Origin of the sequence: Curtobacterium sp. 1544, assembly GCF_040544915.1 — a bacterium.
GTDB lineage: Bacteria > Actinomycetota > Actinomycetes > Actinomycetales > Microbacteriaceae > Curtobacterium > Curtobacterium pusillum_C.
This window is the reverse complement of the sequence record NZ_JBEPKX010000033.1, coordinates 20,775-46,889: the sequence shown is the minus strand read 5'-3', so window position 1 is coordinate 46,889 and position 26,115 is coordinate 20,775. Positions and strand designations below refer to the sequence as shown.

General features: G+C 66.8%; 27 protein-coding genes and 1 pseudogene. 14 read left to right on the top strand and 14 right to left on the bottom strand.

Annotation, left to right across the window (positions count from 1 at the left end; all coding sequences use genetic code 11):
- From ABIC61_RS16130 to ABIC61_RS16115, 4 genes are all read right to left on the bottom strand, one after another.
- On the bottom strand, positions 1-371 hold a 371-nt coding region (locus tag ABIC61_RS16130; RefSeq protein ID WP_354030728.1), incomplete at its 3' end, for a thiamine pyrophosphate-binding protein.
- A gap of 38 nt (positions 372-409) precedes the next feature.
- Entirely contained in the window at positions 410-1,729 is a 1,320-nt protein-coding gene (locus tag ABIC61_RS16125; protein WP_354030727.1) for an acetyl-CoA hydrolase/transferase family protein, read from the bottom strand.
- A complete protein-coding gene (locus ABIC61_RS16120) occupies positions 1,729-2,256 on the bottom strand; it encodes a MaoC/PaaZ C-terminal domain-containing protein (protein ID WP_307224615.1) in 528 nt (175 codons plus the stop codon). The genes ABIC61_RS16125 and ABIC61_RS16120 overlap by 1 nt, the downstream gene beginning before the upstream one ends.
- A gap of 37 nt (positions 2,257-2,293) precedes the next feature.
- A complete protein-coding gene (locus ABIC61_RS16115) occupies positions 2,294-3,160 on the bottom strand; it encodes an HpcH/HpaI aldolase/citrate lyase family protein (RefSeq protein WP_354030726.1) in 867 nt (288 codons plus the stop codon).
- 75 nt (positions 3,161-3,235) lie between these two features.
- Here ABIC61_RS16115 and ABIC61_RS16110 point away from each other — a divergent pair, with 75 nt between their 5' ends.
- Positions 3,236-4,183 carry a LysR family transcriptional regulator gene (locus tag ABIC61_RS16110; protein WP_354030725.1) on the top strand — a complete coding sequence of 316 codons (948 nt, stop codon included), beginning with the start codon at positions 3,236-3,238 and terminating at the stop codon, positions 4,181-4,183.
- A 755-nt stretch (positions 4,184-4,938) separates the two neighbouring features.
- Here the strand turns inward: ABIC61_RS16110 and ABIC61_RS16105 are convergent.
- From ABIC61_RS16105 to ABIC61_RS16090, 4 genes are all read right to left on the bottom strand, one after another.
- Complete coding sequence (locus tag ABIC61_RS16105) at positions 4,939-5,778, bottom strand: carbohydrate ABC transporter permease (RefSeq protein ID WP_354030724.1); 840 nt, start codon at positions 5,776-5,778, stop codon at positions 4,939-4,941.
- A gap of 23 nt (positions 5,779-5,801) precedes the next feature.
- Entirely contained in the window at positions 5,802-6,728 is a 927-nt protein-coding gene (locus ABIC61_RS16100; protein ID WP_354030723.1) for a carbohydrate ABC transporter permease, read from the bottom strand.
- Positions 6,713-8,029, bottom strand: a complete 1,317-nt coding sequence (locus tag ABIC61_RS16095) for an ABC transporter substrate-binding protein (RefSeq protein ID WP_354030722.1) — start codon at positions 8,027-8,029, stop codon at positions 6,713-6,715. Before ABIC61_RS16095 ends, ABIC61_RS16100 begins: the two co-directional genes overlap by 16 nt.
- Before the next feature lie 65 nt (positions 8,030-8,094).
- Complete coding sequence (locus tag ABIC61_RS16090) at positions 8,095-10,065, bottom strand: glycoside hydrolase 5 family protein (protein ID WP_354030721.1); 1,971 nt, start codon at positions 10,063-10,065, stop codon at positions 8,095-8,097.
- Between the two features lie 99 nt (positions 10,066-10,164).
- Here ABIC61_RS16090 and ABIC61_RS16085 point away from each other — a divergent pair, with 99 nt between their 5' ends.
- From ABIC61_RS16085 to ABIC61_RS16065, 5 genes are read left to right on the top strand one after another with little or no spacing between them, the layout of a single operon-like run.
- Positions 10,165-10,827, top strand: coding sequence for a TetR/AcrR family transcriptional regulator (locus ABIC61_RS16085; protein ID WP_354030720.1), 663 nt, complete (start codon positions 10,165-10,167; stop codon positions 10,825-10,827).
- On the top strand, positions 10,814-11,965 hold the full coding sequence (locus tag ABIC61_RS16080; protein WP_354030719.1) for a serine hydrolase domain-containing protein: 1,152 nt from the start codon (positions 10,814-10,816) through the stop codon (positions 11,963-11,965). The genes ABIC61_RS16085 and ABIC61_RS16080 overlap by 14 nt, the downstream gene beginning before the upstream one ends.
- 34 nt (positions 11,966-11,999) lie before the next feature.
- Positions 12,000-12,959, top strand: coding sequence for an alpha/beta hydrolase (locus tag ABIC61_RS16075; RefSeq protein WP_354030718.1), 960 nt, complete (start codon positions 12,000-12,002; stop codon positions 12,957-12,959).
- The gene (locus ABIC61_RS16070; RefSeq protein WP_354030717.1) at positions 12,956-14,227 is read left to right on the top strand and encodes an alpha/beta hydrolase fold domain-containing protein; all 1,272 of its coding nucleotides are present in this window, start codon (positions 12,956-12,958) and stop codon (positions 14,225-14,227) included. Before ABIC61_RS16075 ends, ABIC61_RS16070 begins: the two co-directional genes overlap by 4 nt.
- A gap of 43 nt (positions 14,228-14,270) precedes the next feature.
- The gene (locus tag ABIC61_RS16065; RefSeq protein WP_309887469.1) at positions 14,271-14,645 is read left to right on the top strand and encodes a VOC family protein; all 375 of its coding nucleotides are present in this window, start codon (positions 14,271-14,273) and stop codon (positions 14,643-14,645) included.
- Positions 14,646-14,847: 202 nt separating this feature from the next.
- On the opposite strand, the gene ABIC61_RS16060 is transcribed toward ABIC61_RS16065, so the two are convergent.
- Positions 14,848-15,522 carry a TetR/AcrR family transcriptional regulator gene (locus tag ABIC61_RS16060; protein ID WP_354030716.1) on the bottom strand — a complete coding sequence of 225 codons (675 nt, stop codon included), beginning with the start codon at positions 15,520-15,522 and terminating at the stop codon, positions 14,848-14,850.
- 78 nt (positions 15,523-15,600) lie between these two features.
- On the opposite strand from ABIC61_RS16060, the gene ABIC61_RS16055 reads away from it, so the two are divergent.
- The 3 genes from ABIC61_RS16055 (at position 15,601) to ABIC61_RS16045 (ending at position 18,025) form a co-directional block, all read left to right on the top strand.
- The gene (locus tag ABIC61_RS16055) at positions 15,601-16,449 is read left to right on the top strand and encodes an SDR family oxidoreductase (protein ID WP_354030715.1); all 849 of its coding nucleotides are present in this window, start codon (positions 15,601-15,603) and stop codon (positions 16,447-16,449) included.
- A gap of 104 nt (positions 16,450-16,553) precedes the next feature.
- Positions 16,554-17,105 carry a VanZ family protein gene (locus tag ABIC61_RS16050; RefSeq protein WP_354030714.1) on the top strand — a complete coding sequence of 184 codons (552 nt, stop codon included), beginning with the start codon at positions 16,554-16,556 and terminating at the stop codon, positions 17,103-17,105.
- The gene (locus ABIC61_RS16045; RefSeq protein ID WP_354030713.1) at positions 17,102-18,025 is read left to right on the top strand and encodes an oxidoreductase; all 924 of its coding nucleotides are present in this window, start codon (positions 17,102-17,104) and stop codon (positions 18,023-18,025) included. Before ABIC61_RS16050 ends, ABIC61_RS16045 begins: the two co-directional genes overlap by 4 nt.
- Before the next feature lie 16 nt (positions 18,026-18,041).
- Here ABIC61_RS16045 and ABIC61_RS16040 read toward each other — a convergent pair.
- A pseudogene (locus ABIC61_RS16040) lies at positions 18,042-19,103 on the bottom strand (PDDEXK nuclease domain-containing protein).
- A 132-nt stretch (positions 19,104-19,235) separates the two neighbouring features.
- On the opposite strand from ABIC61_RS16040, the gene ABIC61_RS16035 reads away from it, so the two are divergent.
- Positions 19,236-19,580, top strand: a complete 345-nt coding sequence (locus ABIC61_RS16035) for a histone-like nucleoid-structuring protein Lsr2 (protein WP_309887661.1) — start codon at positions 19,236-19,238, stop codon at positions 19,578-19,580.
- Between the two features lie 444 nt (positions 19,581-20,024).
- Here the strand turns inward: ABIC61_RS16035 and ABIC61_RS16030 are convergent, their stop codons facing one another.
- From ABIC61_RS16030 to ABIC61_RS16020, 3 genes are read right to left on the bottom strand one after another with little or no spacing between them, the layout of a single operon-like run.
- Positions 20,025-20,906 (bottom strand): alpha/beta fold hydrolase, encoded by an 882-nt coding sequence (locus ABIC61_RS16030; protein WP_309887430.1) that lies wholly within the window; start codon positions 20,904-20,906, stop codon positions 20,025-20,027.
- Entirely contained in the window at positions 20,903-21,820 is a 918-nt protein-coding gene (locus tag ABIC61_RS16025) for an FAD-dependent monooxygenase (protein WP_354030712.1), read from the bottom strand. Before ABIC61_RS16025 ends, ABIC61_RS16030 begins: the two co-directional genes overlap by 4 nt.
- Entirely contained in the window at positions 21,786-22,382 is a 597-nt protein-coding gene (locus tag ABIC61_RS16020) for an FAD-dependent monooxygenase (protein ID WP_354030711.1), read from the bottom strand. The genes ABIC61_RS16025 and ABIC61_RS16020 overlap by 35 nt, the downstream gene beginning before the upstream one ends.
- 82 nt (positions 22,383-22,464) lie before the next feature.
- Here ABIC61_RS16020 and ABIC61_RS16015 point away from each other — a divergent pair, with 82 nt between their 5' ends.
- Positions 22,465-23,070 (top strand): TetR/AcrR family transcriptional regulator, encoded by a 606-nt coding sequence (locus ABIC61_RS16015; RefSeq protein WP_309887426.1) that lies wholly within the window; start codon positions 22,465-22,467, stop codon positions 23,068-23,070.
- A gap of 119 nt (positions 23,071-23,189) precedes the next feature.
- Here ABIC61_RS16015 and ABIC61_RS16010 read toward each other — a convergent pair whose 3' ends face one another.
- The gene (locus ABIC61_RS16010; RefSeq protein ID WP_354030710.1) at positions 23,190-23,882 is read right to left on the bottom strand and encodes an SDR family NAD(P)-dependent oxidoreductase; all 693 of its coding nucleotides are present in this window, start codon (positions 23,880-23,882) and stop codon (positions 23,190-23,192) included.
- Between the two features lie 160 nt (positions 23,883-24,042).
- On the opposite strand from ABIC61_RS16010, the gene ABIC61_RS16005 reads away from it, so the two are divergent.
- The 3 genes from ABIC61_RS16005 to ABIC61_RS15995 are packed head-to-tail and all read left to right on the top strand — an operon-like array spanning position 24,043 to position 25,936.
- Positions 24,043-24,417: a GntR family transcriptional regulator gene (locus ABIC61_RS16005; RefSeq protein WP_309887422.1), complete on the top strand. Its 375-nt coding sequence runs from the start codon at positions 24,043-24,045 to the stop codon at positions 24,415-24,417.
- The gene (locus ABIC61_RS16000; protein ID WP_309887420.1) at positions 24,402-25,289 is read left to right on the top strand and encodes an ABC transporter ATP-binding protein; all 888 of its coding nucleotides are present in this window, start codon (positions 24,402-24,404) and stop codon (positions 25,287-25,289) included. Before ABIC61_RS16005 ends, ABIC61_RS16000 begins: the two co-directional genes overlap by 16 nt.
- Positions 25,286-25,936, top strand: a complete 651-nt coding sequence (locus ABIC61_RS15995) for an ABC-2 transporter permease (protein WP_309887418.1) — start codon at positions 25,286-25,288, stop codon at positions 25,934-25,936. The genes ABIC61_RS16000 and ABIC61_RS15995 overlap by 4 nt, the downstream gene beginning before the upstream one ends.
- Positions 25,937-26,115 lie beyond the last annotated feature (179 nt).

The window sequence follows — 26,115 nt, the reverse complement described above, 5'->3', positions numbered from 1 at the left end:
GAGCACTCCCGGAAGAGCTCCTGCGGGTGGGTCTCCTGAAAGTAGCCGGAGCCGATCTCCGCCGTGGGGATGTGCGCCGCGATCGCCAGGACGGGTACCCGGGAGCGGTTGGCGTCGTACAGGCCGTTGATCAGGTGCAGGTTGCCGGGGCCGCAGCTGCCCGCGCAGACGGCGAGCTCGCCGGTCAGCTCGGCCTCGGCGGAGGCGGCGAACGCGGCCGCTTCCTCGTGCCGGACGTGCTCCCAGCGGATCGTGCCGTCCTTGCGCAGGGCGTCGGTGAAGCCGTTGAGGGAGTCGCCGGGAAGGCCGTAGACCCGTTCCACGTTGTTCTGACGGAGGGTGGCGACGATGTTCTCGGCAACGGTTGTCATGGGTGAAACACCTTTCTGGGAAGCGCTGGTGAGATTGGTCAGACGAGGTGTTGTTCTCTCGCAGCTTCCTCGAGCTCCGACCGGTGCTCGGGTGCTGCCAGTGCAATGAGTGCCCGCGCGCGGTCGCTCGATGACAGCCCGCGCAGGTTCGCGGTTCCGTGTTCGGTCACGACATAGTGAACGTCGTTGCGCGGTGTTGTGACTGGGCCCGACAGTCGGGGGACGATCTTCGAGATGGTTCCGCTGCGCACCGTGGATGGGAAGGCGATGATGGACAGTCCACCCTTCGAGGCTGCGGCGCCACGGATGAAGTCGAGCTGTCCCCCGGACGCGCTGAACTGGTGGCCGTTGAGGTGCTCGCTGTTCGCAGCCCCCGTGAGGTCCATTTCAATGGTTGAGTTGATGGACACGACGCGGTCGTTGCGTGCGATCACTGCGGGGTCGTTGACGTAGTCGACGGGAGCGGACATGATCGCCTGGTTCTCGTGCATCCACCCGTAGAAGTCGTTGTCTCCCATCGCGAACGTGAACACGGCGCGGTCCTTGTCGATGTTCTTCCGGTTGCCGGTGGCGTTCCCTCGGTCGATGAGGTCGGCAAGCCCTGGCCCGAGGGCTTCGGTGTGGATGCCGAGATCGTTCCGGTCCCGGAGCGCTGCGCAGACCGCGTTCGGCAGCCCTCCGACGCCGATCTGCAGTGTTGCTCCGTCAGGTACGAGGGCCGCGACAGCGGATCCGATGCTTTGTTCGTTCGGACGGACCGGTCGCGGTGCCAACGAGGGAAGGTCGCTTGTGTGCTCGATGATGGCGTCGACCTCCCGCAGATGTAGCGGATCGGCGCCGTAGACGCGCGGCATGTTGGGGTTCACTTCGACGATCAGCCGCTTTGCCATGCGTGCCACGGCTGATGTGTAGTCGTTGTTGGTTCCGAAGCTGAAGTATCCGTGTGTGTCCATCGGGGAGACCTGCACGAGGAAGGTGTCCACGGGGATGGCGTCGCGGAACGTGCGGACGGACTGGCCGAACGAGCTCGGCACGAAGTTGACGACCTTTCGGTGTCCGTCGGCGGCGCCCTGGTCGATGAGCTTGCGTTCGGGAGCCTGCAGGAAGAACGAGTACGGGTGTAGATCATCCATCAGCTCGTATCGGAGCAGCGTGTCAGCCATGGGCTGCTCCGAGTGAAAGTAGTACAAGCGGACGTCGCTCAGCCCGCCTGCCGCAGCGCGGTCGGCGAGGCATCGCATGAGCTGGGGAGGTTGCCCTGCTGCTTGGCCGAGGGCGACGGTGGAGTGTGACTCGATGAGCGCGACCGCAGTGGGGCCGTTCGTGAGGCGCTCTGCGTACTCGGCTTTGAGATCCATCAGTAGTTCGCCTCCCGCTCCACGTCGTCGGAGCGCTTGTGCACGAGCATCGTGCGTTCGAAGACCATGACGACGTCACCGTCCTGGTTCGTGCCCGTAGTCTCGATGGTGACGATCCCCTGCGTCGGACGCGACTTAGACTCGCGCTTGCTGAGCACTCGTGACTCTGCGTAGAGCGTGTCCCCAGCGAACACCGGGTGCGTCGCGCGGACCTTGTCCCAGCCGAGGTTCGCGACGACCTTTGCGCTGACGGTCTTCACGCTCATACCAGTGAGGAGCGAGATAGTGAGGGTGGAGTCGACCAACAGACGCTTCCATTCGGTCTTCGACGCGTACTCGGCGTCGAAGTGCACCTGCTGTGTGTTCATCGTGAGCAGTGTCATCCAGATGTTGTCCGTGTCGGTGATGGTGCGACCGGGACGGTGCTCGAACACGTCACCAGGGACAAAATCCTCGTAGTAGAGGCCGCTCGTCTCGCGGTACCGGTGCTCGCTGAGAGCGCGGAGCTGGGTGGGCAGGGTGTCCATGATCTCTTCCCTTCTCGTGTTGCTGGTTCTGGTGAGCTCAGTCGCCCGCGGTCTGCGGATCGCGGCTGAGCACGTTCCGGGCACGCCGGGCCATCGCTTCGTCGACCATCTGCCCGTCGACCGTCCCGACACCGCGATTCGCGACGGCGATCACGCGACGAGCCTTCGCGACCTGGGCGGAACTCGGTGTCCACACCGCGTTGATGGGCGCGATCTGGGCCGGATGCACGGCGCTCTTCCCCGAGAAGCCCTCGGAGAACGCGGCGCCGATGTCCCTCCGGAGACCTGCCTCGTCGTTGAGCGCGAACCACGGAGTGTCGAACGCGGGCTTCCCGTACGCCGCAGCGGTAAGAACGATCTGCCCCCGTGGCACGGTCAGGAGCGGGCGTGTAGGCTCGGGGATCCCGAGGTCTGCGGCGAGGTCAGCTGCACCGACGAGCACGCCGACCACATCGCGCTCAGCAAGGATCTCGTCGGCGTGAAGCGTCCCTGCGGCGCTCTCGATGAGCGGCAGGACCGGTAGTCGCTTGGTTGCGGTCTCGTCAAACGTGCCGCCGACTCGCATGATCGTCGCGGCGTTCTCGACCTTCGGCACGACGAGCAGGTCTGGTCGGCTTCCGGAGGCCCGCAGCGCGGCGAGGTCCCCGATGCCTAGTGGGGTGGTCGGGTCGTTGATTCGGAGCGCGCGGAGGGTGCGTCCGCTCCGAGCGCTCCGCAGGTACTCGATCGCGTGGTGTCGAGCTGCGTCCTTTGCATCGGGTGCCACGGCGTCTTCGAGGTCGAGGATGACCAGATCCGCGCCGGCGGCCGCCCCCTTGTCGAAGCGGTCTGGTTTGTCCCCAGGGGTGAACAAGAGGCTTCGGACCCCACGAAGCACGGGTTCGCTTCGATCGTTTTCGTTCATACCTCGAACGGTAGAACCGTCGCACCATTGCGTCTATTGTCAACAATTGCACCAAATGTTGCGATTGGAGCAAAGGTGGAACTGACCGCGCTTCGCTACTGCATCGCCACGGCGCGACTGGGCACCGTGACAGCAGCAGCAGAGGAATTTATGGTCGCCCCCTCGGCCGTCAGCCGGGCGATCCGGATTGTGGAACGCGAGCTCGGCGTCGAGTTGTTCGACCGCGTCGGCCGCAACGTCATCCCGAGTCGTCTCGGACAGGCATTCCTCGACGAGGCTGCCTCAGCGATCCAGCAGATCGATGCAGCAGCACGTGCAGTGCGACAACGTTCCGGCGTCGACCACGGGTCGGTCCGACTCGGGTTCCTTTCGTCGCTCGGGGCGGGCTTCATCCCCGCGGTGCTGCAACGCGTCAGCCGCGCTTACCGGGACCTCACTGTCGAATTGGCGGCAGGGTCTGAACGGGCTGTAGTGGACTGGCTTCGGACCGGAGCGATCGACATTGCCATCGGAGTCCCCGGCATGTTCGATACCGACGGCGTCTTGTGGGAACCGTTATACGACGAGGAGCTTGTCTGTGCAGTTCCGACCGGGCACGTAGCCGGTACGAAGGAGAGTGTCTCCTTCCGGGATTTAGCGCAGGTCCGGCTCGTGCTGCTCTCAGCTGACTTCAGCGTCCGACGGATCGTGGATGACGGTTTCCGATCGGTCGGCCTCGAGCCTTCGGTGGTGTTCGAAGGACCGGATGTGGCAACCCTGGGCGGTTTGGTCCGTGCAGGGATCGGTATTGGAATCCTTCCGTCGGACGCGATGAAACGCCAGCCAGATGACGCGGAACTCGTGGTCGTACCCATCACCGGAGGCCTGGTACGGAGCATCGCCGTCGGCCGCGTCCGGCGGAAGATCGAGGCAGCCGCCGTCCACGCCGTGAGAATCGCTATTGCCGATTGCGCAGACGACTGGCGTCGCGCCGAGATGCAGCGAGAGTCTCAGGCTGAGGCGGGGGATGCGCAAGATGATTGATGACGCGTCCATCCTCGACGATGGACGCCGCTGGTGTGGTCGTGGCTGCGGCTTCTAGGAGCGTGATGTCGATGCCTCGGCGACTGAAGAGGACGAGCGCTTCCCGGTCGCCTCAGTCGGGGAACACCGCGACCGCAGCGACGACACCGTTGATGCCGAGCCGCCGGAGCCCGGTGCCCGATTGGCAACCCGTACGATCGCGCTCTGGCAGGACGCGGACCAGATCTCTCCTCGGACGTGAGCGGACACGGCGGACGAGTACTTCTCCGACATCGAAGTCCGTCCAGTCGATAGGATGGGGCACTTCGTCCCGCTCGAAGCCCCGGAACCGTTGGCTGCGGCGATGACGGAGGTCAGTGGTCAAGCTCGCACCGGTGGTGCGCGTGGCGACGTCGATCGGGACACAGTCGAATCAAGCATCGGAGTGACGGTCCGCGCCGCCACCGCTGAAGACGGGCCGGCATTCGCGCAACTCGACGCGTCGGCCTGGCTCGAGGCCACCCAAGTGGTGCCGCCAACAGCCGCGAGCGCCCCGCTTTTCACCGACCACCGCCGAGTAGGACGATAGTCGCCGAGGCGCATCATCGCGGGCCGTTCTCCGGTGCGGAGCAGCGGGGCCGTGCGTCCCGTACGCGCGGCCCCGCCTCTGGGAGCACCGCTCCCCGAGCGGGACGAATCAGAGATCCCGCTCCGTCCGCCCGGTCGAGGGCGGACGTCTGTTCACCGCACGGACCGCGGCGAGAGCTGATCCGGGTTCACCCCTTCACCGCCCCGGCTGCGAAGGCGTCGATGAGTCGTCGCCGGAGGATCGCGTAGAAGACGAAGACCGGGACGACGCTGATCACGACGCCGGCAGCGAGTCTGCCGAGATCGACGTCGGCGCCTTGGAATGCGCCTTCGCTGCGGAGGAGCGGTAGCGCGACCTGCACCGTGTAGGAGGTGTTGGTCGTGATCACCTGGGCGAAGATGTACTCGTTCCAGGCGGACAGGAAGCACAAGATCGCGACAGTGGACAGCCCCGGGGTGACGATCGGCAGCAGGACGTGCCGCATCCGTTGAGCCGCCGTTGCCCCGTCCAGTTCCGCCGATTCCTCGATCTCCTTGGGTACGGCTCGGAAGAACGGGATCATGAGCAGCACCGCCAACGGGACGTTCATCGCCGCGTAGAACAGGACGAGGAACAGCAACGGCGCATGGATCAGCCCCGTCTTCACCGCGAACAGGTACGTCGGCACGAGCACGGCGAACTGCGGGATGAGGAACGCGAAGCCGAACGCAACCTGCGCGAAGGTCGAGAAGGCACCGGCACGGCGAGCGATCCCGTGCGCCGCCGGAGCGGCGAGCAGGATCGTGAGGGCGACCGAACCGATGGCGACGCCGAGCGAGTTGCCGGACGACGCCAGCAGCGCGACCGACCGGTTCGCGTCGAGGAACTTCTCGAACGAGAACGCAGGCGGCAATCCGAGCGGATTCAGGGTGATGTCGAGGTTCGACTTGAACGCGCTGACCAGCAGGTAGTAGAGGGGCAGCAGGATGAGGATCGCGTAGACAACGACGGGGGTGTACGCCGCCGTCCATCCCAGCGATCGTTTCACCCGGGTGGCACGTGGTTGCATCGTCACTCCCTGGTCCGGAAGGCGAATCGGATGACGCCCATGCCGATCAGCCCGACGAGCAGGCCGACGACACCGATCGCCTGGCTGTAGCCGATTCGCCCGGACACGAACGCCTGGTCGTACAGGTAGAAGGCGAGGGTCATCGTGCTCGAGCCCGGCCCTCCGTTGGTGAGCAGCAGGACGGTTCCCGCCGATCCGAGGAAGAGCCAGAGGAACTGCAACATCGTCATCAGTCCCACGAAGTCCTTCGTCATCGGGTATGCGATGGAGAACATCTCCCGCCAGACGCCCGCGCCGTCGAGCCGCGCGGCCTCGTACGTCTCGGGCGAGATTCGGCCGAGGGCAGCAGAGAAGATGACACCGGTCGCGCCGATACCGGCCCATGCTTCCGTGGCGATGACGGACCAGAGCGCGGTCGACGGGTTCGACAACCAGAGGTGCTGCAGATTCCCGAGCCCGACCGCACCCAGGATGCTGTTGATCGCGCCGGACGGCTGGTACAGGCCGGTGAACATCATCGCCCGCGCGGACGCTGACACAATCCACGGTGTGAAGAGGATCACCGACAGCACCGCGTGGCCCGGTGGTCGTCGGCTGAGGAAGAAGCCGAGCAGGAACCCGCCGGGGATGATGAGCAGCAGCCCGACGCCGACGTAGAGGACGGTGTTGACGATGGCGGTTCGGAGGATCTCGTCCTGGAACAGGTACCGGTAGTTGGTCAGGCCACCGAAGTGCGGCTGGGCGACGAGGCTGTTCCAGTTGAAGAAGCTCAGCGCGATCATCGCCAGCAGCGGCAGGACCATGAACAGCCCGTACCACGCCAGCGCAGGCGTCACCTCGGTGACCTGACTGCGCCGTTGTCGGCGGACGTGGCGCCGTCGAGCGATCGTGCTCGGCAGCGCAACTGACTCGATCAGTTGGCTTGCCATGCCTGCTCCAAGCTCTGCGTGACCTGCGCTGCGGTCGCACCCTTGACGAACGCCTGGGTCGATGCGCGGAAGAACGCCGAGGTCACCGTGGGTGAAAGGCTGTTGTAGGTGGGCTGGAAGACGGACGTGTCCTTCGGCAGTTCTTCCTGCGACTCGACGTTCAGTTTCGGCAGGGTCTTCGTGTCCAGGTCGAGGGTCCCGGTCTTCGCCGGCGACACGTACCCGAGGTTCGCGAACGCGGTGAGGTTCTTCTTCTCGTACATGAACTGCACGAACTTCTTCACCGCGTCGGCCTTCTTCTCGCCGTTCGGACTGATCCAGACACCGGTGGACTGGCCGGCGAAGCTGATCGGCTTGTCGACGGGGCTGCCGCTCGGGAGCGGGAAGCCGCCGAGCCGGATATCGAGGTTCCCGAACGAGTTAGCGGCGTTGCCGTACCCCCAGGAGCCGTCGAAGAGCATCGCTGCTTTCCCGGCTCCGAACGCAGCGACTTGGTCGGGGTACTTCATCCCGGCGGAGTCGTCATCGAACACACCCGCATCGCGGAGCTGCAGCGTGCCGTCGATGACCTTCTGGCCGTCGGCATCGGACCAGTCCCCGGTTGCGAAGAGTTTCGTCAAGCGCTTCTCGCCGATCTTCGCGAGGCCCACGAGGGTGATCACGGCGGGCGCGGGGTAGTCGGCGGCGCCGACGGCGAACGGTTGGACGCCGGTGTCGCGGAGCTTCTTCGAGTCAGAGATCAGCTCGTCCCACGTCGCTGGGGGCGTGTCGATGCCCGCCTTCTTCAGGAGGCCCATGTTGTACCACATCGGCCAGTTGTAGCCTTCGAGGGGGAAGGCCTGCAGTTGCCCCTTCGTGTTCGTCCACGCCTGCAGCGCGGACTTCGAGAACGTGTCGTCGAGGCCCCAGGACTTCAGGTACTTCTTCACGTCCACGGTGGCGCCGTTTTGCAGCCAGGTCGTCGGATCACCGACGAGGTTCGTCATGACGATGTCCTGCTCGTTGCCCGCGACGATCGACTTGCCGTACGTCGTGGGGAGGTCGGTCTGTGCGACGAAGTCGTTGCTCACGTCGATGCCGGGGTTCGCCTTCTCGAAGTCGGCACTGAGGCCGTTGAGCCACTTCCCGGCCGGGCTGCTACCGGAGTAGAGACTCAGGGTGGTGATCTTCGTCGTCCCACCGGACGTGTCCGCGGTCGTCGAGGTGGAGCAGCCGGTCATGGCGATCGCCACCGCAGCGGCAAGGACCGCCGCTGCGGTGCTCCTGCGCCGAATGGTCCGGCTGGTCTGGATGATGGTCATCGGGTTCTCGTTTCTCGTCGTTGAGTGTGAGCATGGTGGTGCGGGAAGGGGGCGCCGTCGACAGGTCAGGCGTCGGCGGCGACCCCGGTCATCGACGTGCGTGCACGATCAGGGTCGAGATCGTTGCCGGGATTCAGGGCGACTGCCGCGAACGCGGGGAGGTGCACCGCAGCCGTGTCGCCGTTGGCGTGGCGGACGGTCGTGTCGCTATCCACCCCGGCCGTGTTGACGACGATCGTGTGGACGCCGCCGTCGTTGGTCAGCAGGGTGTCGGCGAAGGTGTCGAGGTCATCGGTGCTGGCGTGCGCGGACACGCCTGCAACGACGGCCAGCGCTCGGTAGAGCTGGGCCAGTGGGCGGTGGTCGACGTGCGGTGTGCGCGCGCTGAGGAGCTCAAGTGGGTACGTGGAGAGCACCGTGCGTCCGAGGCCGCGTTCGTGCACGAGGATCGCGGGACGTCCGTGCCCGTCGCGCGCCACGACCTGCGCCCCCTCAGCGTTGACGGGCAGGAACGCTCGCGCCTCTGAGGCGCCTCCGGTGGGGAACTGCAGCACGGTGCCTTCTTGGATGTCGCCGAATTCGGCGCAGAAGCGGATCTCGATGAGGTCGTCGGTGATGGGTTCCGTGACGCCGTAGCGCGATCGCTTCCAGATGCCGAACACTTCGTCGGCGTCGGGCCACCACCACGCGCGCTGGTTCAACGTCTCTCCGACGCAGTGGCTGACCCAGACGGTGGAGCCCGCGGCGGCTGCGTTCAGGAGCGCTCGCGTTCCTGGAGTGGTGATGGCCTTCGCGGACGGGACGATCAGCAAGGACGCCGACGGGATGGCGGCATCGTCAGCGACCATGGCCGGTGGCGCGTCTGCAAGTCGGGAGGCGATGTACGCCTCGAGCAGTGCAGCGCGGATTGCGTCGTTCTCGGTTTCGGACCAGAACGGCTGGTGCTCGGTGAAGTAGCCGCTGACGACCAGCCCGACCTGCGCTGGGGCGCGGTGAGCAGTGGCGAGGCAGCGTTCTTCGACAGTGCTCGAGAACCGGGCGAGCTCCTCCAGCGCCGGCTTGGCTCGTCCGGTGGTATCAGTGAGGCCGAACGAGAGCTCGAAGGGGCGGTGGTTGTAGGGCTCCTGTGTGACAGCGGCGAAGTCGGTGTTGTTCCAAGCGATCCATCCGGTCACGCCGGCAGTGAGTGTCGTCCACAGGATCTGCCGGTAGTAGTCCGCGGCGTGGTCCTCGGCAACGAACGAGTCGCTCACACCGAATTCCTCGAGGACGACCGGCTTGCCGTACCCCGCGCAGAGCTCGGCGTTGAACGCCGGGATGAAGTGCTGACGGAGCAGGTCGTCGCTCATGTGGTAGGCGTGCGGTCCGATCCAGTCGACCAACGGCGCGGTCCAGGAAAGCCGGAACCCGTTGTCCGCTCCCATGACCTCTTTACCCCAGGCGCCGTCGCCCAACGAGACGGGCTGGTGGCCGCCTGCTGCACGGACGGCTTGCACCATGAGCTCTGCCCAGGACCGGATCGCGTCGCCGTCGACGTGTTCGGCGGGACTCATCAGCCCGCCGCCGCCGCCGTACAGCGGCATTTCGTTCGAGATCAACCAACCGCTGATTGCGGGGTGATCGTGGAAACGGGCCACCATCTCGCGGATGAACCACGCCTGACGACCAACCATCCAGACGTCGCTGTAGAGGTCGCGCCCCCCACGCCAGGCCGGATCCCAGTTCTGACCGGACATGTGGCCGATCAAGAACGTCGGGATCGTGGTCATCCCCAGTGCCTGGTGCAAGTCGAGGAACTCCTCGAAGGCAGCACACCGCGTCTCGTCGATCGACCAGGGCTCCGGGTGGAAATCGGGCCAGAAGAAGAACGACCGCGTGAACGAGACACCGTGCCGCCGCATCACATCCAGCTCCGTTCGGACAAGCGCCGCGTCGAAGTCGCGCCACATGAACGGGCCGCCGCCGCGTGACCAGAAGTTCACGCCCACGGGAGGGTCGAAGTGTGCGCGCATCGGGCGCTCGATCTGGGTCCGCATCACCCGGTCCTTCCGCTTCGTCGTCGGGGTGTCGGAAGAGTAACCACGAAAACCGCTCACGTGCAAGCATTTTGTTCCGGAGCGCGGTACGCTCGCCTCGTGACGAACGGGAAACGGCGCGGACCCTACGCGAAGACCGCCGCCCAGCGAGAGAACATCCTCGCGGCGGCGAGGCGCAGCTTTGCTCGGTTCGGGTACAGCGGGTCATCGATGCGCGGCATCGCCGAAGAAGCAGGCATGACTTTCGCCGGCCTCCGTCACCACTTCCCGACGAAAGACGAACTCCTCATCGCGGTGCTCGAGCACCGGGATCAGGAGCACCAGGACCAACAGCGGCAGCTGCACGGCTCGGCGTACGTCCGTGACTTGACGCGTCTGCTGATGCAGTCGCTCGGTGAGCCTTCGATCACGGAGGTGTTCACGACGCTCTCCGCCGAAGCGGTGGCGAGGGATCATCCAGCGCACGAGTTCTTCACGACCCGGTACGAACGCATCCGACACCAGTTCGCGGACGAGGTCCGCCGGGCCGAGGACGAGGGGTGGTCACCGCGGATCGGCTCGGACGATGCGGCGGTGCTGATCGCCGCTGTGATGGACGGACTGCAGTTGCAATGGCTCCTCGACGAACGCATCGACGCACAGCGGATCTTCGGCGAGTTCATGCGCATCGCGGGTCTCGAGGCAGGAACCGCGGTCACCGCTCCCGCTGGCAGCTTCGACGACGCGTCGGAACACCCGCAGGCGCCCGATGACCGGCGCTGAGGTGCGCGGGTCCGTGGCAGCGGGCTTCGACGCCGTCGCCGACGCGTTCAGAGCGAATTTCGCGCGCGGAGCCGAGACCGGCGCCGCAGTGAGCGTGTACCGCAATGGGGAACCCGTCGTGCAGCTGTACGCCGGGGTGACAGATGACGGATCTGCCTTCACTGGGGCCACCCGCAGCGTGGTGTTCTCCGTCAGCAAGGGCATCACGACGATCTGTGTGCTCATGGCAGCCGAGCAAGGACTGCTCAGCCTCGACGCTCCGGTCGCGGAGTATTGGCCGGAGTTCGCCGCAAACGGCAAGAGCACCGTCACACTCCGGCAGATGCTCGCGCATCGAGCAGGTCTGGTCGCCCCCGATGAACCGATGACGATGCAGCAGCTCCGAGCGTGGTTCCCCGTCGCGGACGCGCTTGCTGCGCAGGAGCCGACATGGGAACCGGGGACGGCGCACGCATATCACGCCATCACGTTCGGTTGGCTCGCCGGCGAAGCCCTCCGTCGCGCAACGGGCCACAGGCCAGCGGAGTGGCTGCAGCACCACATCGCCGAACCGCTCGGCATCCAACTGTCATTCGGCGTCGATCCGTCGAGCGCCGACTTCTCCTACCAGATCGTCCCACCGCCCAGCAGCACACCAGACCGTCCCGCTGCCACAACGGCCGATCTCGAAGCGGTAGCAATGCAGAACCGGATCATGGGGATGCACGGCGCGTTCGATGGTGCGCACCTGTTCGACAGCGCCAACCGACCGGACTTCCTCGCCGCGGAACTACCCGCCGCCAACTTGGTCGCCACGGCGGACGAACTCGCGCAGATCTACGCAGCCACGGTCGGCGGTCTCAACGGCGTCGAACTGTTGCAGCCCGCGACCGTGCGAGATGCCCTGCGGGTCCAGTCGAGCGGCCCACCGTTCCTTGGCGCCGACTGGGGACTGCGCTGGGGCACCGGCTTCATGATCGACTCACCCCAGCGCCGCATGGCAGGCGCAGGCAGCTTCGGCCACGACGGCGCCGGCGGACAACTCGCCTTCGCGCACGCCGAAACAGGCGTGTCCTTCGCCTATGTCACCAACCAACCCGGAGGCGACGCCGACAGCCGTGCGGAATCGCTCTGCGAGGCGCTCCGCACCTGCCTCTGACCGTCCGACCACACACCAGTTGAGGACCACCACCATGCCCCTCGATCCGTTCCTCGTCCACTTCCTCGAGGCGCTTGCCCCGACCCCGCCGAGCATCAACAACTGGCCAGCGTTCCGCGCAGCCGATGACGCCGCCGCCAACGCGTTGGTCGGACCGGTCATCGAACCCGGACCTCCGGTCCAGCAGGTCGAGACGGTCGTGGTCCCCGTGCGGGGCGGATCGGTGACCGCCGCGGTGTACACGCCCTTCTCGGACGGCCCCCACCCGATGCATCTCTACCTGCACGGGGGCGGATTCGTTTTCGGGTCCGCCCACACCGCCCCAGTCGACGCGCTCTGCCGGGAACGGACGGTGGCCGCCGACTGCGTCACGGTGGCCGTGAACTACCGCAAAGCACCCGAACACCAGTACCCGACAGGTCTCGACGACGCCCAGGACGCGCTCCTCTGGGCAGTCGACCACGCCGAAGAACTCGGCATCGACCCCAGCCGTATCAGCATCGGCGGAGGCTCCGCCGGAGCGAACCTCGCAGCTGCACTGACGCTGAAGCTCCGCGACGAAGACGGCCCACGGGTCATGTTCCAACTGCTCGAAGTACCGGCCCTGGACCTCACCTTCCAGAGCCCCAGCGTGCAGGAACACGCCACCGGCTACGGACTGGACTTGCCGACCCTGCACATGCTCGGCCCCCTCTACCTCGCCGACACCGCACGCGCCGCCGCAGACCCATACATCTCCCCCCTCCTCGCAGAAGACCTGTCCGGACTGCCCAAGACCTACGCAATGTCGGCCGAGTTCGACCCGCTTCGCGACGACGCCCCGCGCTTCGTCGACCGCCTCCGAGCATCGGGCGTACCCGCCTCCGGGTACCTCGGCCACGGGCACATACACGGCTCCGGCGCCTACACGGCCGCGATGGAATCCGCGCGCCGCTGGCGGCAGCACGCCCTCACTGCCCTCACCGCCGCGCACCAGCCCGAGGCACCTCAGTGACGTTCAGAGCACGGCACGTGACCCCACTTGCCAGACACGCCCTGACGACAGCGGCAACCGTCGCGATCGCGTACACGCTGCTCGCCCAGCTGCTCACCATCGTGCCGGTGTCGTGGACGAGCCCCCTGCTGCAGTGGGATGTCTCGCAATTCCTGATCATCCTCCTCGGGACGCTGCGCGATGCGCTCGGCATCTGGAACGTGGTCGTCGGGATCGCCGGCGTCGTCTGCGCCGCCATACTCTGGCGAACACCCGTGGCACAGCGCCGGCGTGACCAACCTGAACGGGCGAGGCATCCCCGCCATCGGCTTCCGCTTGCCCTGCTCCTGACCGGGTCAGCCGGGACCCTCAGCGCGATCACAGCGACGACGGTCCTCGCGATCTCGATCGCCTCACTCGGCACCGGGTCGAGCGCACTACTGCCAACACTGCCCTTCACCGGGCTGAGCAGCTCCCCAGACCAGACCGTGACGGTCGGCAGGGCCGGGAACACCACGCTCCGAGCGGACCTCTACCTTCCCCGTGGTACCGCTCCGGATGCAGGTTGGCCCGTTGTGGTCTCGATCCACGGCGGCGGCTTCTCCACCGGCACCCGAGGACCCAACGCGTACACCGGGTTCCTACCCGAGCACGGCTACGCCGTCCTCGACGTCGACTACCGCCTCGCCTCCTCGCACTACCACCCGTGGAGAACCCAAGTCACGGACATCGGCTGCTCACTCGCGTGGATCGGCAAGGCAGGCCACACGGAACAGCTTGACCCGAGCAGGATCGCAACACTGGGTCTGTCCTCTGGCGGGAATCTCGCTGTCAACGCCGCATACATGTCCGCGAACCAGACCCTCACCTCAAGCTGCGACCCATCGGACGCCGCGATCCCCACAGTGCGGGCAGTGATAGCGGGCTATCCGGCAGTCGACCTCAGCGGCATCGGGAACCGCAGCGCGATCGGCCGCCTCGTTGAGCAGTGGTACGTCGGCGGCACGCCCGCCCAGTACCCTGAACGGTACCGCTTCACGGACTCAGCCACCCACATCAGCGCCCATTCACCGCCGACACTGATCTACCAGGGCGGGCGGGACCACCTCGTCTTCGCCGACCGAGCACGCTCCTTCGCCCACATCCTTGCCGAACACCACATCACTTACCAGTACGTCGAGTACCCAGGATTGGAACACGGCGCTGGCGATGCGAATGGAACCCTCACTGCCGCAGCAGCCGCGAGCCGTCAGCTCGCCCTCGACTGGCTCCGACACCACGACACCTGAAGCAACCGGCACACCCGCACTCATCGAATCTTAGGACCGAATCATGAAGATCGACCACCTCGACCATCTCGTCCTCACCGTCGAGTCCATCAACTCCTCGGTGGCGTTCTACGAACGGCTTGGCTTCGAGCATGTCGTCACGGACGACCGGCACGCGCTGCGGTTCGGGCAGAGCAAAATCAACCTGCACCAACACGGACACTCGTTCCAGCCGTCCGCCGAGCACCCCACGCCCGGCAGCGGAGACCTCTGCTTCATCGTCGACGACGGCCCCGAGTCCATCCGCGCGGCCATCACCAGTGCCGGGATCCCAATCGAAGAAGGCCCCACCGAGCGCTCCGGTGCACTCGGGCCAATGACCAGCGTCTACATCCGAGACCCCGACCAAAACCTCCTCGAGCTCTCGACGTATCAATGATTTGAGGGTGCCGCCGATCACAACACAGCGCAGAACCACGTCGTCGGCGACCACGCTGCTTGTCCAGCCATCCTCGTACCGGCGCCGATAGCGTGCGCTTATGTCAGTTTGTCGAGTTCCCATACATTCCCCTTCGTCTAAGCGACCAAGTGGCTGGGGCGAGTATGCGAACCGCAGCTGACTGCCGACAACCAGGGGCAGCTCAGCCGGGCGACGACCCGAGGCCGGCGATGATGACCCCGATCGCGAAGTCGCGCCGGTCGTGCTCAGAGGGACCGACGAGTGCGCGGGCGGCGTGCGCCACGCGGGGGAAGCGCTCGGGGTCCATCGAGCGGTAGGCCTGTTCGACGCTGTCCCGGTCCTGCACGTCGCCGGGCGCACCGCGGAGTGTCCGTTCGGTGGCGGTCGCGGCCACGAACTGCGAGATCAGGTCGATCGCGAGGGCAGCCCGTGGCTCCGGGACGCCACCGCGGCCCATGAGTGCGAGCTCGTGGTCGGCGAGGCGGAGCGCTCCGGGCAGGGTCGGGATCGAGCCGAGCGCCACCGCGCCGAGCCCCGGATGGTCGGCGAGGGCCTCGATGGTGTTGACGATCGTGGCCGCGAGCGCGCTCCGCCAGTCGTCGTCGACGGCGTCGACGAGGACGACCTCGCCGTAAACCTCGTCCAGCACGTGCTCGAGGAGGACGTCGCGGTTCGCGAAGTACGCGTAGAGCGACGCTGCGCCGGTCTCCACCTGCTGCGCGACGTCACGGAGCGAGACCGCGTCGACTCCTCGCTCGCGGATGAGCCGTGCCGTCGCGAGGACGATGGAACGACGCGAGAGCGGGGACTTCGCCGGCCGTGCCCGCCGGGACACGGGCTCGCGTGCGGCTGGCATGCCGAGGACGTTACCACTTGACACGAGCAGGGTTTGTGACGAACACTGTTCGCGAACGTTGTTCGTTAAGGAGGCGAGATGTCGGTTCTGGTGGTCGGCGCGAGTGGAGCCGTCGGTGGCGCGGTGGTGGAGGGACTCGTCGGTCGGGGGGTCGACGTCCGCGCCTCGAGCAGGAGCCCCGAGCGGTTGCGGTTCCCGGCGCAGGTGTCCGTCGTCGCGGCCGATCTGCGGGACCCGGAGTCCTTCCGTGCCCCTCTGGACGGGGCCGAGCGGCTGTTCCTCTACGCGGACGTCGACGAGCCGGAGGAACTCGTGTCCACGATCGCCGCTGCCGGGGTCCGCCACGTGGTGCTGCTGTCGTCGTCCGCGGTGACGTTCCCCGGCGCCGAGAGCGAATTCAACGGCGCCCGCTTCCTCCGGGTGGAGCGTGCGGTCGCCGGTGCGGGCCTCGAGTACACGTTCCTGCGGCCCGGCGGGTTCGCGAGCAACGCGGCCCGGTGGAGCTGGGGGATCCAGCGCGACGGTGTCGTGCCGCTGCCCCACCCGGACGCCGTGCAGGTCCCCGTCCACGAGCAGGACATCGCCGACGTCGCCGTGGCGGCACTGACCGGTGATGCCCTGGTCGGTCGGACACCGGTGCTGACCGGCCCGGAACGGCTCACGCTCCGTCAGCAGGTCGCGATCATCGCGGACGTCGTCGGACGACCCGTCCGGGTCCTCGAGCAGACGGAGGCCGAGGCGTCTGCGATGCTGTCGGAGCACGTGCCCGCCGTGTGGGTCGAACAGATCATCGCGGACTGGCGGAGAGCGGTCGGGACGGCACCGGCGGTCTCCGACGAGTACCGGGCGATCACCGGACGGCCGCCACGGACCTTCCGCCAGTGGGTCGTGGACCACGCCCGACTCTTCACCGCGGCCGCGCGCTGACGTCGTCCTCGTCCTGACCCGACGCCGCGTGACCCGTGCTCTCGACGGTACGCTCGGCGGTGGCTGCGACCCCTTCTTCCCCACAGCCCAGGAGGCACGAGTCGATGTTCGGCAGGGTCCCGATGCTCCCGGTGGTCGTCCCGATGGCCGTCGTCCTGTTCGTGCTCCTGCTCTGGGTGCTCCACCGTCGCGGACGGCTCACACCGGCACGGGGCGCCGTCGCGGCCGCAGCGGCCCTCTACGCCGGCGGTGTCGCTGCGAACACGGTGTTCCCGATCTTCCTGGCGTGGCCGCGGTCCGACGGTCCCGACCCGCTGCCGCTCAACCTGGTGCCGGTCGTCGGGTACGAGGTCGGCGACGCGGTGACCAACGCACTGGTGTTCGTGCCGCTGGGGATCCTCGTCTCGCTGATGCTCGCGCGGCCGACCTGGGCGCGCACGATCGCCGTCACGGCGGGGATCAGCGCTGCCGTCGAGGTGACGCAGTTCCTCACGGCGCGGTTCGCGCACGGCGGCCACATCGCCGACGTCAACGACCTGGCCTCGAACGTCCTCGGGGGTGCGCTCGGCGCTGCGGTGTACGCGCTGGCGATGCGACGACCGGCTCTCGCGCGCGTCGTCGAACGATTCCGGTGGCACCGCGAGGTGACGGCGTGACGCCCACGTCGCCGAGTGGGGACGGGTCCGCTGCCGACCGTCCCCGCGTCGCCGTCATCGGCCCGGGCGCGATCGGGACGACGATCGCGGCCGTGCTCCACGCCCGTGGGTCGACGCCGGTGCTCGCGGGTCGCTCCGCGCGTGCGGAACTCCGGTTCGTCGGCGAGGACGGATCCGTCGTCGTCCCCGGGCCGGTGCTGACCGACGCATCGTCGGTCGTCGCCCCGGTCGACGTGGTGTTCCTCGCGGTCAAGGCGACACAGACGGCCGAGGCACGCGAGTGGTTGCGGGCGCTCTGCACGCCGGAGACCATCGTGTGCGTGCTGCAGAACGGGATCGAGCAGGTCGACTCGGTCCGGCCGTTCGTCCCGGCGAGCACGGTCCTGCCCGCGGTCGTCTGGTTCCCTGCCGTCCGCGAGGAGGACGATTCGGTGCGGCTGCTCGCTCCGGCCCGGCTGACCCTGCCTGCGGGCCCCGCGGCCGACGTCGTCGCGAACCTGCTGGACGGGGACCGCTGTTCGGTCGAGCTGGTCGCGGACTTCTCCACCGTCGCCTGGCGGAAGCTCCTGCAGAACGCGGCCGCCGGGCTGATGGCGCTCACGACGCGCCGCTCCGGCGTCTTCCGACGGGCGGACGTCCAGGTCCTGGCGCTCCGGTACCTGCGCGAGGGGCTCGAGGTCGCGCGAGCCGACGGCGCCGAGCTCGACGACGACGTCCCCGACCAGATCCTGGCCGGCTTCCGCACGGCCCCGGCGGATCAGGGCACGTCCATCCTCACCGACCGCGAGGCCGGCCGGCCACTCGAGTGGGACGTCCGGAACGGCGTAGTCCAGCGAAAGGGGCGAGCACTCGGAGTGCCCACGCCCATCAGCGACGTGATCGTGCCCCTCCTCGCAGCTGCGAGTGACGGCCCCGGGTAGCACCCTGCACGCCTTCTTAGCCCTCGTCCTCGGACGGGTTGCTGGAGCCGAGACTAGGGTCCTCAGCGGACCTGCGAAGCGCTTGCGACAGTTCCGCTTCCGTCGGGAGCGCCGCTTGCACGGACGGTGGCAGGAGGTCGTAGCTGGCGACGCCGATTGGTGTCTGCTGCCCGGCAAGTGAGTACCGCACCACAGCGTCGTTCTTGTCCGCGACGAGGAGCAGCCCGACGGTGTCGGCGTGCTGGGGCCGGCGGAGTTTGTCATCGACGAGGGCCACGTAGAAGCCGAGCTGGCCGAGGTATTCGGGCTTGAACTTCCCCGTCTTGAGTTCGATCACCACGTAACGGAGTTGCTCGACGTGGAAGAACAGCAGGTCGGCCTAGAAGTCGTCGCCGGCAACATCGAAGTGCACCTGCCGGCCAACGAACGCGAACCCCTCCCCGAGCTCGCGGAGGGTGTCAATTATGCGGTCCACGAGGACCTGCTCGAGGTGGCGTTCCTTTGCGTCCCCGTCGAGGGCGAGGAAGTCCAGCACGTACGGGTCCTTCGTGATCTGCTGCGCCAGATCCGACTCCCCCGGTGGGAGGACGTCGGCGAAGTTCGTCGGCGCCGCCTGCAGCCTCGTGTGCGCTGCGGAGCGGATCTGGTGCTCGAGCACGTTTCGCGACCAACCGTGTGCAGCCGCCTGGCCGGCGTACCAGTCGCGGAGCTCGTGGTCATCGAGCCGGTCAAGCAGGACCGTGATGTGTCCCCACGGGAGTTGTCCAACAGCCTGTTGGACAACTGCGTCCGCCGCCCACTCCCCCGCGAATCGGCGCATGTAGAACAGGTTCGCGCGGGAGAACCCTTTCATCTCCGGAAACTCTGCACGCAGATCCGTCGCGAGACGACCGATGACGTTACTGCCCCACCCCTCATCACCCTGGCGCTGCAGGATGGTCGCGCCGATCCCCCAGTAGAGACGGACGAGCTCCGTGTTCACGCGGCGCTGCGCGGTGAACCGGGCGGCGCGAACCTGCTGCTTCAGTTCGGTAAGAGCGGCGGCATACCCGGATACGGCTGGCGACGAGTCAGACATCACTACTCAGTCTGCCCGACCACCATGCGGGAAGAACCCGACCACCATGCGGGAAGAAGGAGCAACAAAGCGCTCTCCGGGATCTGCTATGCCAGGGTGGATCTGATCCCCAGAGCGAAAGGCGGCCTCCTTATGGCGCAGAAAGTCACTACGCACCTCGTCGACGACCTCACCGGCGACACCATCGAAGAAGGCAAGGGCCGCACCGTCGCCTTCGGATTCGACGGCACCCACTATGAAATCGACCTCACCGACGACAACGCCGACGCACTCCGCGAAGCGTTGTCCGACTACGTCGCAGCAGCCCGAAAGGTCAGTGGCCGCTCCGGTCGTACCAGCGCCGGCAACGGTCCGAAGCGCGGCAACTCGGAGGATCTCGCGAGGATCCGCGAATGGGCGAACGCGAACGGCCACGAGGTGTCCAGTCGCGGACGCATCAGCCAGGCCGTACGAGACGCCTACGACGCCGCACACTGACAGAGCTCTCGGCACAGAACGGCCGATCACCCGCGGGTGGTCGGCTGTTCTAGTTCGTGCCGATAGGGCGCTCTTATGTCAGTCCATCAAACGGTGAAAGCTTGTCCGCAGAGGACGCAGTGAATCGGCATGGAAGCATCTTCGGGTACCTTGACCGGCTCCCAGGGGTGGCACGGCGGAGCAACCATGGCCATGTCGTCGGGCTCCACCAACGGGTCCGGCTCGGCCGGCCCGTCTGCCTTGCCGCGTTTGAATGTCAGGCCACTGTTCTTGCTGCATTTAAGTTCTTGCTCGAGCGCGTCAGCGATTATTCCCGGAGCTACTGCTGCGACGACAGCTTCTTGGTGCAAGATCTGCTCCTGAGTAAACCACTGGTCAGGCCCCGCGGCCCGACCAGGGTGGCCGAGGCTAGGACGTCGGCGGGCATCAGGCCGATTAACCCCCTCAGGCGTGATCAGCGAACCACTGCCGGGCTCGTCGTTGCACCTGCGGGGCATTGGGGTGTGCGTAGAAGGCGAGGTGTGTGCCGTCTTTCATCACAACGAGGGTGCTGTCAGGGATCGTGTTGTGTGCGTCAAGGCTGTATTGCGGGATGGCGTCGGTGTCGGCGTCGCCGTGAATGAGGAGCACTGGGCACCAGATGCGGTCGAGCTCGAGGGAATCGATCGCCCTGTAGTTGGCGACGTCGTTGTCCCATCCGGCTCGACGCGGTCCGCTCCAACTCATGGTGCGTGCTACCTCCAAGACCGCACGCCGCTGGTCCGGGGCCGCCATGACGCTCCTGGTGAGCGCCTGGAGGTCATCACCTCGGACAGAGCCCTCACCGGCAAGGGCCCCACCGACGATCTGCGCGGGGGCGAGGCGGCTGAGGAGGCGAACCATCCAGTTGCCAACCCTGGTTCCGAAGAGGAACGCATCGGACGGCGAGTATTGCGGAGCGGTCCACCGGCCACTGACGGCCGCGACCTGGACGAGACACGTTACGCGATTGGGGTGTCGGACGGCGAGACGGTAGGCGGAGGGCCCCCCACCCGACCACGCGAACACTCCGGCGCGATCAATGGCGAGGGCATCGAGCACGGCCGCGAGGAGGTCAGCTTCATGATCGATCGATGTGCCATCAGGGGGCAGCGGCGTGTTGAGGTACCCCGGCCGGGACAGAGCGATGGTCCGGAAGCGTTCCGCGGGCAGGAACCTGCCCATCATCCGTGCGCCGTCCACCCCGCCGGGACTGCCGTGGAGGACCAACACTGGCACGCCCTCGCCGTGTTCTTCGATCTCGACGGGTCCAAGCGCCGTGGAGACCGTTTCGGGGGAGCGGCTCACGCCAGGATCCCTGCGCGGAGGTCGTCGAGGTAGGCGCCGACCGCGCCCATCTCACCGGCGTCGGAGATGAGCGCGACATAGCCGTCCGGGCGGATGAGCACGAGCGTGCCGTCCGTCGCGCCGTATGCCGCAGCGAGGGACCCGTCGCTGTCGTCCACATCGATCACGGTGACGCCGTCGACGGCCCCCAAAGGTGCGCCGCCGAAGGGCAAGAGCGTCCAGGTCCCACCCGCCGTGAGTTCGAACAGCCGATGCACGGAACCGTCCCTCGCGGTGAGTCCAGTCGCGTCGGGGGCACGATCCCCGGCGCGAAGGACCCCCTGCCCGTTCCGGTCGTCGCGAGCGAGTGGGGAATCGCGGTAGGAGATGTCGAGCTGGATCGTGCTGCTGTCCCGGCTGGCGGGCAGGGCTTTGTCGCGGATCACGGCATTCATCCGACGGTTGGACATCGACAGCACACGTTCCGCGACCGGCCGGCGCTCCGCTTCGTACGTTGCGAGCAGGTTCGCGCTGGCACCGGCTTCGACCGCCGTGAGCTTCCAGCCGAGGTTCGTTGCATCCTGGATCCCAGTGTTCATTCCCTGACCACCAGCCGGCGGGTGGATGTGTGCAGCGTCCCCAGCAAGGAAGACCCTACCGTGGCGGTAGCGCTCTGCCAGCCGTGTGTTCGCCAGCCATACCGACGTCCAGGGAGCATCGACAATTCGTACATCGCCGCGGCCGGATACACGGTCGAGGACGGCTTGGAGGTTCTGGACACTGAGGTCCGGTTCGACGCCGGGCTCGATGCCGGCCTGGAACTGGAAAAGGTCCGTCGACGGCAGCGGACACAGCGAGGCCATCTCTCCCTCTGACCGCCACATGTACCAGGAGCCACGATCAAGCCCGTCGACCCTCACGTCCGCCACCAGCATGCGGACGTCGGGTCTCCCCGACGAAGGCGATACCGGACTGCTTCCGAATCACGCTGTGTCCGCCGTCACAGCCGACGAGCCAACGCGCCCGGATAGTTCCGGTGCCTCCCCCGCTGGAGACCGTCGCGATGATGCCGTCGCTCTGCTCGGCGCACGAGTCGAACGTCGTCCCGAAACGCACCGTGTGTCCGAGTCCCCCGAGCAGGTCGCGCAAAGCTCCTTCGACACGCCACTCCGGCGTGATCACGCTCGCTGGGTAGGGGATGTCGGATCGGCCGAGCAGCGATTGCGGAACCTCGTCGACGCGACTCGTCGAACCGTCCGGTGCGATCGCGAGCATCGGCATGACCTGGGCGTCCGAGAGGACCGCCTCCACAACCCCGAGATCCTCGAGGACCTCCAACGATCGAGGTTGCAAGCCCTTGCCCCTCGATCCGGCGTGCGGCCCCGGGGACGCCTCGATGATCTCGAAGAGCACGCCGCAGCGTGCGAGTTGGCACGCGAGCGTCAGACCGGTCGGCCCGGCACCGACGATGAGCACCGCGGTCGTTACTTCACCCATAGGAACTCCAGAGATAGTAAAAGCTATCTAATAAACGTAGTACGCCTTTGAGAAGGAAGTCAAAGCTTTCTAAACTGGCCGAATGGTTGAAGCGAACCCGGGCAAGCGCCGTCGGGGTACGGAGCTCGTCGATGCGATCCTCGAGGCAGCTTGGGTTGAGCTCGTGGAGGTCGGGTACGGGCGGTTGACGATGGACACCATCGCTCGCCGTGCACGGACGAGCGAACCGGTCCTTTACCGCCGATGGCCTAACAAGGATGCCCTGGTCGTCGCTGCGATCGAGCACCGTCGGGTGACGCACCCGGTTTCGGTCGAGGACACCGGCTCGCTCCGCGGCGACCTCGTGGCCGAGCTCACCGCGGCAGCATCCGCGCGGGCTGAGTTTTACGCAATCACGATGGCCGCGGCGTACGCGGGACTCACCGTCGCCGGAGTGAGGACCCCGAGCGAGGTGCGTGACCGCCTCATGGGTCCGCACCGATCGGGGCGCGATCGACCGCTCTACCAGCGTGCGTCGGATCGCGGTGAGATCGATCTCCGAGCTACCCCGGACATCGTGCTCGAGATGCCGTTTGCTCTCGTCCGACTGGACCTGCTGATGAACCTTGCACCCCCAAGTGCCGCGCGGGTCCAAGCAATCGTCGACGACTGCTTCATGCCGGCGATCGAGCACCACCGCCCGCACTGAGCTGCACAGATACGATCTGTCTCGATGCGCGCCGCAAGAGCGGATGAACGACCGAAGCGTTGTCGCCTTCGTTTGAGCTGGACTGCCTAGCCGGCGCCTTGGGAGGGGTGAGCGAACCGTCAGAATCGGGGTACGGGCGCGATCGACGCGGCTTTCGCTGCTCGAGACATCTCGTCGACGAGGATCTCTTGCTCGCCAGCGGCGATGGCGGCCAGTGCTGCGTCGGCAACCGAACGGGGGTCGAGCTTCGCGCCGGGGAAGTCGGCCATCATGTCGGTGTCGATGAATCCTGCGTGGATCGCGGTCACCTGCACGCGCTGCGACGCCAGTTCGGCTCGCGTGTTGTTGGTCAGCGACAGCGCTGCCGCTTTCGAGACCGCGTACGCCATGTTGCCCGGACCGGCGAGCCAGGAACCGGCCGACAGGACGTTGGCGATGACGCCGCTCCCGTGCGCGATCAAAGCTGGGGTGAAGGCGGCAGTCACGGCGAGCATGCCGAGCAGGTTTGTCCGCAGCATGGAGTCGACGACCTCGATCGCGTCGTCATCGAACAGCGTCGCCCGCCGATGAATACCCGCGTTGTTGATCACCATGGTCACATCCGAGAGCTCTCGGGCGAGTGTCACGACCTGGCCACGGTCGGTGACATCGAGACGCACCGGGGTGACGCCCGCCGGTTGAGGTGCCCGCGGATTGCGAGCGGCTGCATAGACCTTCGACGCTCCGAGCTCTACGAGCGCGCTCGCGAACGCTGCCCCGAGGCCGCGATTGGCGCCGGTCACGAGGACACGGTGATCGCTGTAGTAGCTCATGCTTGCTCCTTCGATCGGTGTCACCGACGCTCGCAGAGACCACTCACACCTCACTGACGTCACCCTGACACACGTCGCGAGCCATCGAGTCCCGGCACTTGACCAGGCTCAGGCATGGCCGTACTGTGCTGGTGTACATACACAGTCTGTCAGGAGTGGCGTGCGGATCATCTTGTCGAGCACGAGTTCGGTGCCGATGTACGAGCAGATCAAAACCCAGGTCCGTAACGCGGTGCACGCCGGTGAGCTCGCCGAGGGTGCGCTCCTGCCATCACTTCGGCAACTGGCGCTGGAACTGCGGGTGAGTGTCATCACGATTACCCGTGCTTACAACGACCTCGTCGCCGAGGGGCTCGTCCGAAACGAACACGGACGTGGCTTCGTTGTGCGCGAGGTCGACGCCGACCTCGCGGGGACGGCACTCGCTGGACGGGTCGAGAGCGCCACCAACGAACTCGTCCAAGCAGCTCGAGCGGCTCACATGAGCATCAACGACATCCGAAAGAAGGTTGAGGACGCATGGAACCGAACCTGATCGACGCCGCCGTCGCGGTCCGTTCGCTCCACAAGCAGCAAGGGGCGTTCGCGCTCCACGATGTCGACGTCACTGCTCCCACCGGGCTCGTGACCGGACTCGTGGGTCCGAACGGCGCCGGCAAGACCACCCTCGTGAAGACCGTGCTCGGCCTTGTACGAGCCGACCGCGGATCCATCACACTGTTCGGCAACCGGTACCCTGCGGACGCCGCGGTCCACGACCGGATCGGGGTGGTGCTCGACCAGGCGACCGCCGCGCCCGAGTGGCGCGTCGGATCGGTCGGGCGGTACGTCGGCCTGCTCTTCCGGCGCTGGGACGACCGTCGTTTCCGCGACTTGCTCGACCGGTTCGACGTGCCAGTCGGCAACCGCGTTGGCGGCCTCTCACGCGGGCAGACCGTGAAGCTGTCCCTCGCGATGGCGCTTGCGCATGATCCCGAGCTACTCGTACTCGACGAACCGTCGAGCGGCCTCGACCCGGTCGCCCGGCGAGAACTTGCGGACACGATCCGAGAGTTCGTTCTCGACCCGGGCCACACGGTGCTCTTCTCGACGCACATCACCGAGGAACTCGACGACCTCGCCGACCACCTCGTCGTGCTCGCTGGCGGCGCAGTCGCCTACGAAGGTGGCGTCGACGAGCTCCATGACGCGTTCGCCGTCGTCCGCGGAGCAGGACCATTCCCCGAAGCCGCAGGACCGTCAACGATCGGCTTGCGCCGCGACTCCACCGGGCGATGGGAAGGCCTCATACGCTCCCGTGACACCGCCTGGTTCGGACCGGACGTCGTCATTGACCGGGCGAGCACTGACGATGTCGTCGTGCACGTCGCCCAAGACTCGCGCGCACATCAGAAGGTGTCCGCATGACCGCCGTACTCCAGTTCGCCCGGTTCGACCTGCGCACCATGGCACTCACCCAGCCGCTGCGCGTCCTGCTGCCGCTCCTGTTCACCGTCGTCTTCTGCGTCACGCTTCCCGTACCCGGCTTCGGGATCGCGATCGGCGCGGTCGTTGCGACAGTCTCCGCGTCCATCCCGTTCCAGGGCGACGAACGCGGACGACTCGACACCCTCTACGGCATCGCCCCAATCGGCCGGACCGCGGTGGTCCTTGGCCGGTACTGCTCGATGACCGTGTTCGCCCTAACAGCGATCGGGGTCGGCACCGCAACCACCCTCGTCATGCGAGTTGTTCGACACCAGGACTTCGGATGGCCACTCGTCGGCACGATGCTCCTCGCGTCGCTCGCATGCGTCGGCGTCGCGTACGCCGTGCAACTGCCCTGGTTCTTCGCCCTCGGCTTCACCCGCGGACGGCCGATGATCTACATCCCGGTCGGGATTATCGCCGTCGCCGGGACCATCGTCGGCCGGAGTGGGTGGTTCGCGACTCCGAGGTCGATCGACGTGCTCGTACCCCCACTGTGGCTCGTGGCCCTCGTCTTCGCTGCGGTACTCGTGCTGCTCGTCTCCGCCGGGATCGCCATGCGGGTGTACCGGAGGCGGGAGCTCTGACGCACCCGCGAACAGCGCCGGCTTGTGCGCCGAGCGACCGGGCACTCGCAGTCGGATCACGTTGCCCCCTCGTACGGTCAGCTCCGTGCGAGCACGGCGACTGCGAGGAGACCGCCTCCGGCGGAGACGAGCAGGGCGAGCAGCGCGGCAGCGGTCACGGCCAACCCACTCCGATCATT